Source organism: Cytobacillus sp., assembly GCF_032154635.1.
Taxonomy (GTDB): domain Bacteria; phylum Bacillota; class Bacilli; order Bacillales; family Cytobacillaceae; genus Cytobacillus.
The window spans coordinates 83883-97754 of the sequence record NZ_JALDXW010000001.1 but is presented as its reverse complement, the minus strand read 5'-3'; the positions used below and the strand labels follow the sequence as shown (position 1 = coordinate 97754).

The window sequence follows — 13872 nt, the reverse complement described above, 5'->3', positions numbered from 1 at the left end:
CATTCTTTTCTTTAAATCCTATTTAACAGCTTAGACATGCAAAAAAAAAATCATACCAGTAATTGGTATGATTGCATATAACAGGCTATCTATTTGATATACTTATTAATTTCTTTAAGCAGATTTCCATAATCTGTTTGTTCAGGCATTAATTCAACTGCCTTTTCTGCACATTTTTTCGCTTCAATATAATTTTTTTCATCTACATAGATTAGAGCTAAATTATAATAGGCTTCGTGAAAATCCGCTCTCTTATCAATGGCCAATTGCAAATGCTCTTTCGCCTGAGTGAATTCATTCAATTTGATTTCCGCATAAGAAAGTAAAAAGTATACCTCTGCAGATACGTTATTATCATGTGAATAATCCAGCAGTAAATTTTGAGCCTGATCATATTCTTCTGCCTCAATATATTCCTGTGCCATAATTAAAGCTGATTGTTCATTCAATAGTCTTCCAGGCTCATTAAAGCCAAATTTCAAAAGGCCCGCAAAGAGACCAGCTGTTATTACTAACAGCAGCAGCTGCAATGCAGGTTTCTTTTTCCTTGGAAAATGTACGATTCCTGCCGCCAGAAACCCAGCAATTAATCCGCCAATATGTCCAGCCATATCAATTCCAGGCATGGAAAAACCAAATATTAAGTTGATGCCTAATATAAGTAAGATATTAAATCCCATTGTCCGGAAAAAAAGCTTCGGATAAATAGCCCCAAAATAGAGGAGTGCGCCAAAGAGCCCGTATATCGCTCCGCTTGCCCCTGCAGATATTGCAGGGCTGAAAATAAAGCTTGCGATAGAACCCCCAAACCCAGCAATTAAATAGATGAGCAAGAATCGCCACTTGCCAAAAATCCTTTCAATGACTGTTCCTAAATAGTATAAGGATACAGTATTCATTAGCAAATGCAATAACCCTATATGAAGAATAATAGGGGTAAAAAAGCGCCACCACTCGCCTTCTAAAATAAGCGGATTAAACTTCGCTCCATACTTAATCAGGGTAGACGTATCTGTACTGCTACCAACTGCCTCAAGAAAAAGGAAAACGGCTACTTGAATGATCATAAATATATATGTAAAAAAAGGTTTCCCTTGATTGAAAATGTTTTTCTCTTCTTTTACTTTGTTTGAAGCAATAGATAGTGCTGAAAGTTTTATTTTGTCTATGTCATTCTCGGAATAGTTTTCCTCAATTGAGAATGCAAAAGAATCATGAAAGATCCCTTCTGCTTTCTGAAAACCTTGTTCGTAATGGGCTCGGTCAAAAATAATTGATTGTACCTTTGTTTTCCCGTTTGAAGGGAATTGAAAAGGCTCTTTAATTCTAAATTCATAGTCATCTACTGGGGGATGTGGAGTCACATAAAAATTAATAACATTTATGCTGCTCTTTGCAAGCTGCTTTCTAATTCTCTCACCATTCATTGCGGTCAGCTCAATATCCTTCTGCATCCAATTGCTCCAGTCTAAATTATAACGGAGTAATCGAATGACCTGCGCTTCTTTGTTCTCCATTTTTTCTAGCCATATTTCGTTCTGCTCCTTTGATAATTGAACAATCCGATATTCTTGATCAGAAATAAAATAATGGGCCAGCCGCCAAAATAGATATTCCTCTTGAAAACTCAAATTTTCTCCTACTCTCTAAACAAAAATCAATTTTTCCGTTTGGCCTTTTTTCAATCATTGCCATGAAACAATTTTGTCTTTCTTTAACTATAGGCAATTATCCTTCCTTTTGTAAAGCAAGATACATATTCACATTTTCCCCTTGTAAAAATACATTTAACCCTAAAAGAAACAGACCTTTATTAAGGCTTTACAATGTGTTGACAATTATCCAAGCATTCCCCCAAAAAAGTGGAATTATGTTAAAATTAGGAATATTAACTACCGATGCAAGAACGAGTTTTGAAAAGTTGCCAACCTATCAAAACAAAGTACTTTGTTTATTTTTTATAGAAATAATCATCTGGTCAGTTGTTGGGACCATTGGTTGGAATCGAATTGCCATCTCATCCTTTTCGCGCGAGAAAAATGAAATTGCTTATAAGAGTACGATGCCTATTTCTATTAAACATTCGATAATAGCCAAAGTTTTGGCATCGTGGATCATTCATATCCCAATCATTTTTTTATATGTTTTAATTTTTAATGTTTTTTTTAATGTGTCTGGTCAATTTCTCATATACTATTTCATACTTTCTATTGTTCTAACTTTAAATGGATCATTAATATGCAGCATCTTTGATATAGGATTTCCGATTTTATTATGGAATGAGGAGCAGGAGCTATTTAAGGGAAGAACAGCGATAACAAGTTTTCATGTTTACAACTCTCTATATGCAGTTCTCATATTTGTACTATGCTATTTATTTTTTAAGTATATTTCAGTAAATTTAAGTAATATTTTCCTCGTTCTATTATTTTTAATGCTTATGTATATGTTGATTTTATATAAAATTTTAAAAAGCATGTCAACAAATCTATTCCATCGGTTAAATCAATATTATTTTAAAATAAAATAACGGGTATTCGTTTCTCGCTGTTCTATCCTATTTAATCTAATCACTGATCATTATTGATATTCAAATAAATAAAAAGGTATTTAGGAATATGCAGCATTCCAAAATACCTTAGTCATTAATCTAAGACCTTTATTAAGGTCTTTTTTCATTTTAACTCTGCAGGTCCAGGTGGAAACACCATTTTCATCATGCGCTCACGGATACCAGGGATCCCCATGAATGAGCTAACCGCTAGACGTCGCAAAAATGAGTTCTTAAATAAAATATTCATTGCTCGATAGCGATTCTGGAACAGAAAATATCCACCTAACCCGATTAGCAGAATAGTTAATATGCGGCCCATTTTCATCCCTCCTACTTCTAGTTTGGGATGATCCTGATCATTTTATCCAAACGAATAGAATTCCTAGAAGCGCTGCTACAAGACCTGAAGAAAAGTTAACAAAATCATTATTCATAAAAGGGAGTCCTCTTGTGAATGTTGTTTTCTTCCCACAATGGCTTAATGCTTCCACTTCTGCCTTACATACTTCACATCTGTAAACAGATTGAAGGAAAGCACCTAGTAAGGTATCCAAGAGATTACCAATAGTTCCAAACGCAAAAATAATCGCCGCATCAACCATTGACAGATGAAAAAAATAAAAGGCTAATAAAGAAACCGTGAAAGCTCCACTGATTGCAGCAAAGGTACCTAGGAGACTCACCGCTCCAGATGTTCCTGTATCGATTGGTTTAAAAGTCCGAATGAAAAACGGCCTCCGTTTGCTTAAAGAACCAATTTCTGACGCCCATGTATCTGAATTCGCAGCAGCAAGTGAAATAGCAAAGCCAATGACCCATATCGTTTTTGGAATAAGAAGATATAAAAGACTGAAAAGAGCAGCCGTTCCACCATTTGCGAAAACTTGCTGCCAATCACGCCTTGAACCTTTTTCATGGCGTCCTTCTATTTCCACTTTATTTCTTCTTTTATATTTTGACCAATAGCTCGAACTAGCAAAAAAGAAGCCGAGGATAATTAACCCTTTTATCCCAAAACCAAGACTAACCGCAAGACCGACAACGAAGGCAGCAATGCTGCCCGACTTGGTAAGTAATCGAAAGGAGTAACCACAATAGGCCATTACGGCAATAAATAAACATAGCAAAACGATATTAATCATCCGTTTCCTCGACCTTTTTCACAGTTATTATTTTTTTTACAGGGATATCATGCTCTTCTATCGGAAGTTCCGCTACGAGCTGCGGTGTAAATGCAAGTGAAACCGTCTGTCCTCCGTAACCTGCAAGGTAGCGATCATAATACCCCCCGCCAAATCCAATTCTGTAACCATTCTTTGTAAAAGCGATCCCTGGGACAATAATTAAATCAATTTCATTTGCTGAAACTTCTTTAGTCAGCGCTTCAATTGGCTCTAGCAACCCATAATAGACCGATTCTAATTGATTAAATTTTGTTAATGTCCTGAAGACCATTTCCTTGTTTTTAGGAATACATTTTGGAATGACTACTCGTTTTCCTTCCTCCCATGCTTTTCTAATGATCTGGTATGTATCAACTTCTGGATATTTTGAAATAGTGACCCCTACTGTGTTTGCTTCCTTCCAAAGGGGATCCTGAAAAAGTAATTGAGCTATTTCATAAGAATCATGTTCATAGTGAGGCTTGTCAATTTTCGCAAGCTTATCCATTATTTGCTTGCGAATTATTTGCTTCTCATTGGTCATCTTTTCATCTCCCAATTCTTACTGAACAGGCGCCTTCGCTTTTCTTTGTCTAGCTGCTGCGCCTAGGGGCTCGAGGTCATAAGCCATTCCGGCTTGAAGGTTAAAGGACAACCTTCCATCTGGCATGGCTTATGCTTGTCGCCCCTGATCGAGGCGCCTTCGCTTTTCTAATTTTATTCAACAAAAAAAGCAGTAGGAATCACCCCACTGCTTATTTTGTCTCACGATGTGTAGTAGAACGCTTATCTCTTGGGCAGTATTTTTTAAGCTCAAGACGATCTGGATTGTTTCGTTTATTTTTTTTAGAAATATAGTTACGATCTCCACATTCTGTGCAAGCTAACGTAATATTCACACGCATGTAATATCCCTCCAAACTATTGATGACTAGTTCGTTCATACGACTTTTCTATAATATCACTTTTTATTATGAAATGCTAGTGTGTTTTTTAAAAGTGAGTGTTTTAATTATAAATAGCACTTAGATGTCCATCTATTTTATAGTATCCATTGTGTTTTATTTGCTGATTATTTTTGTTAGCTGATTATGCGACACCTGAACAAATATGTAATGACTGTGTAAAACTGGATCCATACTTAATCACATCTTCTTTTACTTTATTCGTCAGTAGCCCGATTGATGAAGATCGTTCGTTCGGATTTTCATGAATCATCTAACTCGTCTAACGACACTTACCTCTTTTCCCATTCCATTAAAAATTCTTCCTCGGAAGTATGTTCATCTAATGTTTCTTCTTTTATAACAAAACCATTTTTTAAGTAGAAATCAACAGCCTTTTTATTTCTCTTGTACACTTTTAATTGTATATTTTCCCTTTGACTTTTTATAAAATCTAACAATCCCTTTCCATATCCCCCACCTTGATGCTTAACATCGATAAATAATGCAGCCAAGTAATTATCCAACATCGATACAAAGCCGACAACATCTTTTTCATTACTTACAATATAGGTTTCTGACATTGGGATATACTTTTCTTCCATCTCAGTTTGCTGTGCTTTCCAATAATCTTTATCAATAAAGTCGTGTGCTATTAAAGAACCTTCATACCATATTTCTACTAATTTATTGATTTCTGTCTTCTTATTTAATCTAATATTCACCTTATCACCCCTATAATGACTAAATGGACCTCATACGTAATAGAAGCTACCCTTTCAGGGATAGCCCTTTTAGTTATATAAGTTACTTTCGTTATATTTACACTTTTCGTTCGTTTGAGTGTATTTCCAATAAGTATCTGGTCCATTACTTTTTAGCGCCGCATTTTTTGGTACCTGCTTAATTATATGAAGAAGATTAAGCATATCAACTGATGATGCCATTGCGTTTAGTATTATCAAAAATTTTAATGTCGTTGTTAACAGCCCAAACACACTTAATATTAGTGGCAAAATGATTGAAATAATCATGAAAGGAGCAAATGTAATGATGATATATCTTGATTTTGAAACCACTTCTTCTGTTATCACAAAACCTCCGAATAGAGTAAATCCTACAAATGTTTTTTCCGATTTAATAAAATTCGGAATAAAAATCAAATGAAGTAATTCGTGAAGTATTAGTAGCAAAACTAGCCAAAAAATAATGCCTAAGTTAATTGTTATTGATATGGAATCAGATAACAGTCCAAATTCGCTTAAAGAAACAGTGGAAAAGATATTTATTACCCCGATAGAGATGATTGCATTAACAACCATTAAAGGGACAGATAACAAAATAGCACTTATTAAAGTCTTAGGTTCTTTCATTGGAACCCATCCATTTTTAATTAGATCCAAATGTAAACTTGGGCTACTTTTTGGAAACTTGTTTAATAATTTCATTAAACTCCCCTATTCATACCAATTTTTTCGGACAAAAACAATTATCACAGTAGGTTAAGCAGTAACTTTCACAATCACTTATATATTTTAACATAAATATCCACTTCCATTAGCATAAAAAAGGACGCTGTTCCTTTTAAAGAAAAGCGCCAGATTGTTAAAACCGTTGTTCAACAAAAGTCCCACGTAATATAAAGTTATTTTGTTGTTACATGTATTGCTAAAAAAACTTTCTTTCCATTCTCCGTTTACTGGATTTTCCACAGGAGTTCTTGAGTGGATTCTTTATTATTTTTATTCCATTCTTTAATACTATCATAGGACGGGTCTTCTAAAACAGCAATCGTAGCTTTAAGATGACGATCTTTCCATTCAATACTCGGTATCGGGTATTCAAAGGATTCCAAGATTCCAAAGTGTTCTGGTAATGTCATCTTTCGGAAATTCTGTAAATCAACAATAACGACTTGATTTCTAATGACTTCTTTCCCCTCGTTTCTCCCAAAGAGAAAGGCTAAATAATTATTGCTATGTTTTGAATCTTGAAGGAAACTTGCTTCCGAGACCTCAAATGATTTAATCTTGCCTTGATAATGCTCTAACAAGAGTTGATGACAAATCTTTGTACCACAGCTATAGCTTAAAAGGAAGTAATCCCTTTGTTTGTATGAGATCAAATAGGTACTTTGCATTCTACTCATTTCAATTTCCGGTTCATCAAACTGTGCAAGATAGGACTTTAAAATAGGGACCTGATTATCAATATCTATAAAAATAGATTCTTTACTAGGCTGTTCAAAATCAAGAATGAGCCCTTTCCCCTGGTTTAATTCAGTATTATCAATAGTCTTGTTACACGCAGTTAATAATAAGATTGCCATTAATATAATTGATAAACGATCCTTTTTGATAAATATGCTCTCCCTCTGATACTTTTATATAAATGAATAAGTATATATAGGAAAGAGAAATCCTTTATGCACAAACCTGCTCCGTTTTCAGGTCTAACTAATTAATTATTTCTCTTTTCAAAAGTATGCTGTTTAAATTTATTAGTTCAGCTTCGTTCTTCCCATTAAGGATCCATGTTTCCCCTTCAAATGCTCCTTTCCCCATAAAATGATAGTCGTATATTAACAAGCTTACTACATTTCCCTTTGCAATTGGCCGATACTGGATCTTTCCAGATTCAAGGCAATCCCAGTATCTGTTTTTATAAATATTCCAAAGCGGTTGTACTGTACATGTTTTTCTAACTTCTCCTTTGCCCATATAGCCATTTACTAAATGTAATTGATCATCAGTCAAATGAAAGATAGCGTTTTCTAATGGAGAAACAAATGAAACATGGTCATTATCCCAATACTGGGATCGATGCTGGAAAAGGACTTTAACAGATTCAGGATGATCCCGATGATTGGTGAGTTCAAAACTAAATAATTGGGTATTATCTTGACTATACTCTTGTTTCATATTTAATGATAAACCTTCTTCCGAAAGACTTTTATCTTTCCCTTGTTTCATCCAGTATGTTTTCCCATTTACCCATATACCAGGGATCACCTGAAGACCAGCTATTAATGCCTGCTGATTACTAACCGATTGTATACAAGTCCCTGTTTTCATTATTCTTTCACCTCCGCTAAGTACTGAAAATTAGCCATTACGCCTCTAACGTTTCTTTATAAACCCTTATTGTTTCTTCAGCGATCCTTTGCCAGCTAAAGTTATTTTCAACCATTACTTTTCCATTAAGTCCTATTTTTTCTGCCTCGATGTCATATTTTAGAAGGCGGGAAGCCAATTGGATAAAGCTTAATGCATCTCCAGGCACCATTAATAGACCTGTCAATCCATGCTGAACAATTGACTTGAACCCTCCTGTTCTTGAAGCGATGATTGGTTTTCCATGCTGCATCGCTTCTAAAGCAACAATACCAAATGGCTCATATCTGCTTGGAAAAACAGCTAACGTACAAATCTTATAAAGCGCGTTCTTTGTCTCCTCCGAAATAAATCCGACAAAAGACAAATTGCTTAAATTAAGCTGGAGCACTCTTTTTCGATATTCTTCAAGCATCGGCCCTTTTCCAGCAACGATAAAATATACGTCAGGAAAGCGTTCCTTCATTAAAAAGGCCGCTTCTATAAGCGTGTCAAAACCCTTTTCCTTGACCATTCGTCCGATGGAAAAGATTAGACGTTTATTTACCTGCAATGGCATAGGCAATAATTCATTCTTATGCGATTCAACAGACAGTCCTTCCTCAACACCATTAGGGATAATGGCAATTTTTTGTGCACTTACTTCAAATATCTGAACAAGCTCCTCATTCATATATTCACTGCAGACAATTAAATGGTCTGATATCATGACTAACTGCCGTTCTTTTTCATGAACGTAGCTTTGCAATTCTGTATAGATTCCATTGTTTCTTCCGTGCTCTGTCGCATGGATCGTACTGATAAGCGGGAGCTTTAGGCTAGATTTAATAAAAATTGCACTATCACTAACAAGCCAGTCATGCGCATGTATAACTGAAAAAGGGTGTTTTTCTGCTAATTTTAATGCCTTCTCAGCAATTGCAGCATTTAAACCATCAACCCATATGAAAAAGTCATTGCTGTTATCACTGTAAGATCGCACACGGTAAATATGGACCTCATCAACCATTTCCTCATCAGTCAAATGACCTGGATTGGCTGTAATCACATATACCTTATATCCTGATCTTTGGAGGCCAATTGAAAGGCCATGAACATGCTTCGCTAGTCCACCGATTAAATGAGGGGGATATTCCCATGCGAGTAGAAGAATTGTTAAATCGTCAGCTTTTTTTATTGCAGGGAAATCATTTCCATTCAACAAGCACTTTTGAAAGATAGTTTCTAGACCGCCGCTTGTTTCCCTAATTATTTTTCTCTCTGCCTCTTTTTCATAATAACTATATGTACTCACATGTTCTGACCATGGCAATGGATAACAGGACTGCTCATTTTTCTTCAAATATACGGTTTCTATTCGTTTCTTCTTACTTCTTTCCAATTATCCACCCCACTGTGTTGAACAAGGAATACAAATAACTACATTATGATAGAAAGAAACAAAATATTCCTACATCTATATCTTTATGTTAGCATCGAATGACACGTCTCACAATGAACAGAAATTGTCGTTTCATGCAGCAGCCTTATTTAACTAGGTAAATAGAGAAAAAAAAATTTACACCCAAACGATTATTGAGTAAATCGACAAAATGCATCTTATTTTTCAGTTAATAAACGACAAAACGGTCAACGGTTTTCTCTTGTTTAATGAATCTAATCGAATTTTGTCGATAATCATGGTAGAATATTTCATGACATGCAAAAAGTGTCAATACGTAAAGTGTCATGTACAAAATCGAGGTGTTTTTTATGGAATATGTAATGATTGGCTTACTTACCTTCGCATTGATCCTGTTTATTATTTCCACTTTTTTAAAAGATCCGTATAAAATTCTACGAGAGGAATTAGATCAGCTTTCAATGCAGCAAATTCAAGAAATGTATGTAATAAAAAAGAAACTAAAAGTATTAGAAGAAGAATTACTTGTAGATGACGAGTTATTTCAACCCTCTCCACCGACACGAAAACCAGTTCCTTCTGAAAGAATAGAAGTACATGAGATTATTAAAAACCAAGTATGGTCATTAGCTCAGCAAGGATTAACTGTTGATCAAATATCTCGACAATCTTCGTTATCTCAGAATGAGGTTGAATCGATTTTAAGTGAGATGATTGAAAGAGGGCAACGGTATGAATAGAAGAAATACACGTGCTTTTGCCTTTGGGGTACTGTTTTCTGTGTGTATCATTGGAATTTTCTACTTTCGAATTGCTGGTACAAAAGTAGCTGAAATGAATATGGATCGTGCAAAAAACTTTTTAGAGGATAATGGTTATGTTGTTTTATCAAAAGACAAATTTGCTCAAATAGAAAAGACCCTTTCAACCGAAACAAATAACGTAGAAAAGCAGCAAAAGCCAGTGACTGATCCGCCTAAATCTGAAGAATCTGTCACTGCCTATCAGCTTGAAATTGTAAGCGGGATGGTATCACGTGATATTGCTGAGATACTTGCTAAAGAAAAAATTATCGATGAGGCAGATAGATTTGAAATCTACTTAGAAGAAAATGGATACAGCAAAAAAATCCAGCTTGGCTCCTTTCATTTAACAGCAAAAATGAGCTATAAGGATATTGCAAAAACCATTACAAAAAGCTAAAGGAATCTTTTCCCTTAGCTCTTTTTTGTGCTTTAACTGTTGTTCAAATCATATTGCCTTCCTTTAACAAGATAGAAAATATGTTCAGAAATGTTTGTTACATGATCTGCTGCCCTTTCAAGGAAACGGCAAATAAAGGAGAGCTGAGTAATTTGCGGCAAAAACTCCGGATTTTGCAGATTGATTTGCAATAGATCCCTGATCGTTTGACCATATAAATCATCAACCTCATCATCCATATGAGCCACCTTTTTTGCCTTTACAATATCTTCATCGTCAAATGCTTCTAATGACAATTTTAGCATTTCTAGTGTAAGCATGTGCATCTGTTTAATATGAATAATCGGCTTCACGAGCGGTTCTGCACCAATGCGAATGGTTGATTTTGCAATATTTACAGCATAATCGGCAATCCGTTCAATATCTGTAGCAATCTTTATGGCAACAATAATTCGCCTTAAATCAATCGCAACAGGCGCCTGCTTAGCTATTAATAAAATTGCAAAATCATTGATTTCCTCATACATTAAATCAGCATGTGCATCATCATCCATAATTTCAAGAGCCAACTCAATATTTTGTGTCTCAAGCGCCTCAATCGATTTTGTTAACGCCTCTTGCGCAAAGCTGCCAATCTCCAGTAATTTTCCTTGTAATTCCTTTAAATCATAATCAAATTTTCCTCTTACAGACATGCCACTCATTTCTCCTTTCATCCTTAAGCTACTAGCAGATCACTCACATCATGTCTATTAGCCAAATCTTCCGGTGATATAATCTTCTGTACGTTTGTCAGCAGGATTGGAGAAAATTTTGTCTGTATTCGTAAACTCAATGACTTCCCCATTCAAGAAGAACGCTGTTTTATCAGAAATACGGGCGGCCTGCTGCATATTATGTGTGACAATAATAATGCTAAATTCCTTCTTTAACTTTTGCACAAGTTCTTCGACTTTTAATGTTGAAATTGGGTCAAGTGCAGAGGTTGGTTCATCCATTAAAATGACATCAGGCTCAATAGCTAGACAACGTGCGATACAGAGACGCTGCTGCTGGCCTCCTGACAGCCCAAATGCATTTTCATTTAAGCGATCCTTTACTTCATCCCAGATGGCTGCTCCCTTTAAGCTTTCCTCCACGATTTGGTCAAGCACTTTCTTATCCTTTATTCCGTGAATCTTCGGGCCATATGCTACATTTTCATAGATGGATTTAGGAAAAGGATTCGGCTTTTGAAAGACCATCCCCACTCTTGTACGAAGTTCTTCTACGCCATATGATTTATCAAAAATGTTTCTGCCGCGATATTCAATTTTCCCTGATGTTTTTACACCAGGCACTAATTCAATCATTCGGTTTAATGTTTTAATGTACGTGGATTTTCCGCATCCTGATGGTCCAATGATGGCTGTTACCTCATTCTCATATATATCAAGATCTATATTTTTCAGCGCATGGTTATCCCCATACCACAAGTTTAATTCACTTGTCTTATATACAATCTCTTTATTTGGACGTGCATCCATGTTATTCTCATTCATTACAAGTCTTACTCTTGGTTTTTCAATCGTTGCGTTCATCGTTTTAGTCTCCCTTCATCCTAATACCTCTTAACTTAGTAGCGTTTTTGAAATTTATTTCGAATGAAAACCGCAATTGAATTCATAATAATCAGCATCGTCAGCAGGACGATAATCCCCGCTGCGGCTACACCTTGGAATTCCTCTTGCGGACGACCTGTCCAGTTATAAATTTGCATCGGCAGCACCGTAAACATATCGAATACAGACTTGGGCAAAAAGGCAAGAAACAGCGGTAAGCCAAGTACTACTAATGGAGCAGTCTCACCAATTGCCCTTGATAAAGCAAGAATTCCACCCGTCAATATCCCTGGGATTGCTGCAGGCAGCACAACATGAAGAATTGTTTGCCACTTTGTTGCACCCATCCCATAAGAAGCTTCTCTTAATTCCTTTGGAACGGCCTTGATCGCTTCCTGGGAAGCAACAATAATAATTGGAAGGACAAGCAAGCTCATCGTTAATCCCGCAGCTAAAACGCTTGTTCCAAGTGCTAAGGCACGTACAAAGACGGTCAAGCCTAGTAAACCAAAAACGATAGAAGGGACCCCTGCAAGATTAGAAATATTCACTTGAATAAACCTAGTAAATCGACTTTTCTTTGCATACTCTTCCAGATAGATTGCTGTACCGACACCAAGCAAAAAGGTGACAGGCGCAACTACCCCCATCAACCAAATAGTCCCGATTAGAGCCGTTTTAACACCAGCCTGCTCCGGTTTCCTTGACGGAAGATTTTGCAAAAACTGAAAATCCAAATAGCCAATTCCTTGAGTAAATACCCGATATAATAATATGCCTAAGATTAACAAGCCGAATATTGTAGCTGCCATAAATAACAGCCTAAATAAAATGTTAGAAACAATTCGTGGCTTCATTTGCTTCAGAACTTTTGTATGGTCTATTAATTTCATTTAATATTCCTCCCTGAAACGGCGAGTAATGAATTGGGCAAGCATATTCATGCCCAATGTGAACAAGAATAGCGTAAATCCGACAGCGTAAATACTGTAATAGATTGTTGTCCCATATCCCGCATCTCCTTGGCTTACTTGTACAATATAGGCAGTCATTGTCTGAATGGAGCTTGTGACATCCCAGCTTAGATTTGGTGTAGATCCTCCCGCGACAGCTACGATCATTGTTTCTCCTATTGCCCTTGATACGGCTAATACAATAGAAGCAATGATTCCTGAAATAGCTGCTGGAAGAACAACTTTTATCGCTACTTCAAATTTAGTGGAGCCAAGAGCCAAAGCGCCTTCGCGCATTGAGTTCGGAACGCTTGACATCGCATCCTCAGAAAGTGAAGCAATCATTGGGGTAATCATAATTCCAATGACAATTCCTGGACTTAATGCATTAAAGATTTCAAGGGAAGGAATCATTTCTCTTAATAGCGGTGTAACAAAAGTTAAAGCAAAGAATCCATAAACAATGGTAGGAATGCCAGCTAATACTTCCAATATCGGTTTAATAATTCTGCGTGTTCTATCTGATGCGTACTCACTCAAAAAGATGGCTGAAGCTAGGCCAATCGGTACTGCAACAATGGCAGCAATAATCGAAACTTTCAATGTACCTGTTACAAGTGGAAGAATCCCAAAGGATCCCTGTGTTTCTGAGAAAGGATACCACTTTTGTGAAGTCAAAAACTCTTGAATAGGAACTTTCGTAAAAAAGGTAATGGTTTCAGCAATTAATGTTAGAACGATTCCAAGCGTTGTAAGCACTGAAACAATCGCTGTAAGCAATAATAAAAATGGGACAATTTTTTCTACTTGAAGATTTGCGCTCTTCTTTTGTTTCTTTTTCTGAATAAGCTCTTGAACAGAAAAAGAATTGGACATTTTTTGTAAAGCCAAAATGAAAACCCCTTTCATCCGTGTAACGAAGGAAGATGAGAAGCACTG

17 protein-coding genes are annotated in these 13872 nt (G+C 36.1%); 3 read left to right on the top strand and 14 right to left on the bottom strand.

Going from position 1 to position 13872, the window contains the following annotated elements:
- Nucleotides 1-89: 89 nt before the first annotated feature.
- On the bottom strand, nt 90-1631 hold the full coding sequence (locus RUH74_RS00515; RefSeq protein WP_313798283.1) for a rhomboid family intramembrane serine protease: 1542 nt from the start codon (nt 1629-1631) through the stop codon (nt 90-92).
- Nucleotides 1632-1870: 239 nt separating this feature from the next.
- On the opposite strand from RUH74_RS00515, the gene RUH74_RS00510 reads away from it, so the two are divergent.
- Complete coding sequence (locus tag RUH74_RS00510) at nt 1871-2530, top strand: hypothetical protein (RefSeq protein WP_313798282.1); 660 nt, start codon at nt 1871-1873, stop codon at nt 2528-2530.
- Between the two features lie 145 nt (nt 2531-2675).
- Here the strand turns inward: RUH74_RS00510 and RUH74_RS00505 are convergent, their stop codons facing one another.
- The 9 genes from RUH74_RS00505 to RUH74_RS00465 all read right to left on the bottom strand — a co-directional run bounded on the left by RUH74_RS00505 (nt 2676) and on the right by RUH74_RS00465 (nt 9155).
- Nucleotides 2676-2873, bottom strand: a complete 198-nt coding sequence (locus RUH74_RS00505) for a hypothetical protein (protein WP_313798281.1) — start codon at nt 2871-2873, stop codon at nt 2676-2678.
- Nucleotides 2874-2910: 37 nt separating this feature from the next.
- Complete coding sequence (locus tag RUH74_RS00500; RefSeq protein ID WP_313798280.1) at nt 2911-3696, bottom strand: DUF92 domain-containing protein; 786 nt, start codon at nt 3694-3696, stop codon at nt 2911-2913.
- A complete protein-coding gene (locus RUH74_RS00495) occupies nt 3689-4261 on the bottom strand; it encodes a 5-formyltetrahydrofolate cyclo-ligase (RefSeq protein ID WP_313798279.1) in 573 nt (190 codons plus the stop codon). The genes RUH74_RS00500 and RUH74_RS00495 overlap by 8 nt, the downstream gene beginning before the upstream one ends.
- 211 nt (nt 4262-4472) lie before the next feature.
- Nucleotides 4473-4622, bottom strand: a complete 150-nt coding sequence (gene rpmG, locus RUH74_RS00490; protein WP_009332954.1) for a 50S ribosomal protein L33 — start codon at nt 4620-4622, stop codon at nt 4473-4475.
- 332 nt (nt 4623-4954) lie between these two features.
- Nucleotides 4955-5386, bottom strand: a complete 432-nt coding sequence (locus tag RUH74_RS00485) for a GNAT family N-acetyltransferase (RefSeq protein ID WP_313798278.1) — start codon at nt 5384-5386, stop codon at nt 4955-4957.
- A gap of 69 nt (nt 5387-5455) precedes the next feature.
- Nucleotides 5456-6109 carry a DUF3267 domain-containing protein gene (locus RUH74_RS00480; protein WP_313798277.1) on the bottom strand — a complete coding sequence of 218 codons (654 nt, stop codon included), beginning with the start codon at nt 6107-6109 and terminating at the stop codon, nt 5456-5458.
- A gap of 248 nt (nt 6110-6357) precedes the next feature.
- Nucleotides 6358-6990: a hypothetical protein gene (locus RUH74_RS00475; RefSeq protein WP_313798276.1), complete on the bottom strand. Its 633-nt coding sequence runs from the start codon at nt 6988-6990 to the stop codon at nt 6358-6360.
- Between the two features lie 127 nt (nt 6991-7117).
- Nucleotides 7118-7735 (bottom strand): hypothetical protein, encoded by a 618-nt coding sequence (locus RUH74_RS00470; protein ID WP_313798275.1) that lies wholly within the window; start codon nt 7733-7735, stop codon nt 7118-7120.
- A gap of 37 nt (nt 7736-7772) precedes the next feature.
- A complete protein-coding gene (locus RUH74_RS00465; protein ID WP_313798274.1) occupies nt 7773-9155 on the bottom strand; it encodes a glycosyltransferase family 4 protein in 1383 nt (460 codons plus the stop codon).
- Nucleotides 9156-9526: 371 nt separating this feature from the next.
- Between RUH74_RS00465 and RUH74_RS00460 the strand changes: the two genes are divergently transcribed.
- Nucleotides 9527-9916: a hypothetical protein gene (locus RUH74_RS00460; protein WP_313798273.1), complete on the top strand. Its 390-nt coding sequence runs from the start codon at nt 9527-9529 to the stop codon at nt 9914-9916.
- Nucleotides 9909-10379 (top strand): hypothetical protein, encoded by a 471-nt coding sequence (locus tag RUH74_RS00455; RefSeq protein ID WP_313798272.1) that lies wholly within the window; start codon nt 9909-9911, stop codon nt 10377-10379. The genes RUH74_RS00460 and RUH74_RS00455 overlap by 8 nt, the downstream gene beginning before the upstream one ends.
- 32 nt (nt 10380-10411) lie before the next feature.
- Here the strand turns inward: RUH74_RS00455 and phoU are convergent, their stop codons facing one another.
- From phoU to pstC, 4 genes are all read right to left on the bottom strand, one after another.
- Nucleotides 10412-11074, bottom strand: coding sequence for a phosphate signaling complex protein PhoU (gene phoU / locus RUH74_RS00450; protein ID WP_313798552.1), 663 nt, complete (start codon nt 11072-11074; stop codon nt 10412-10414).
- A 57-nt stretch (nt 11075-11131) separates the two neighbouring features.
- Nucleotides 11132-11920, bottom strand: coding sequence for a phosphate ABC transporter ATP-binding protein PstB (gene pstB, locus RUH74_RS00445; protein ID WP_313798551.1), 789 nt, complete (start codon nt 11918-11920; stop codon nt 11132-11134).
- Nucleotides 11921-11994: 74 nt separating this feature from the next.
- Nucleotides 11995-12873 (bottom strand): phosphate ABC transporter permease PstA, encoded by an 879-nt coding sequence (pstA, locus tag RUH74_RS00440; RefSeq protein WP_313798271.1) that lies wholly within the window; start codon nt 12871-12873, stop codon nt 11995-11997.
- Entirely contained in the window at nt 12874-13824 is a 951-nt protein-coding gene (gene pstC, locus RUH74_RS00435) for a phosphate ABC transporter permease subunit PstC (RefSeq protein ID WP_313798270.1), read from the bottom strand.
- Nucleotides 13825-13872 lie beyond the last annotated feature (48 nt).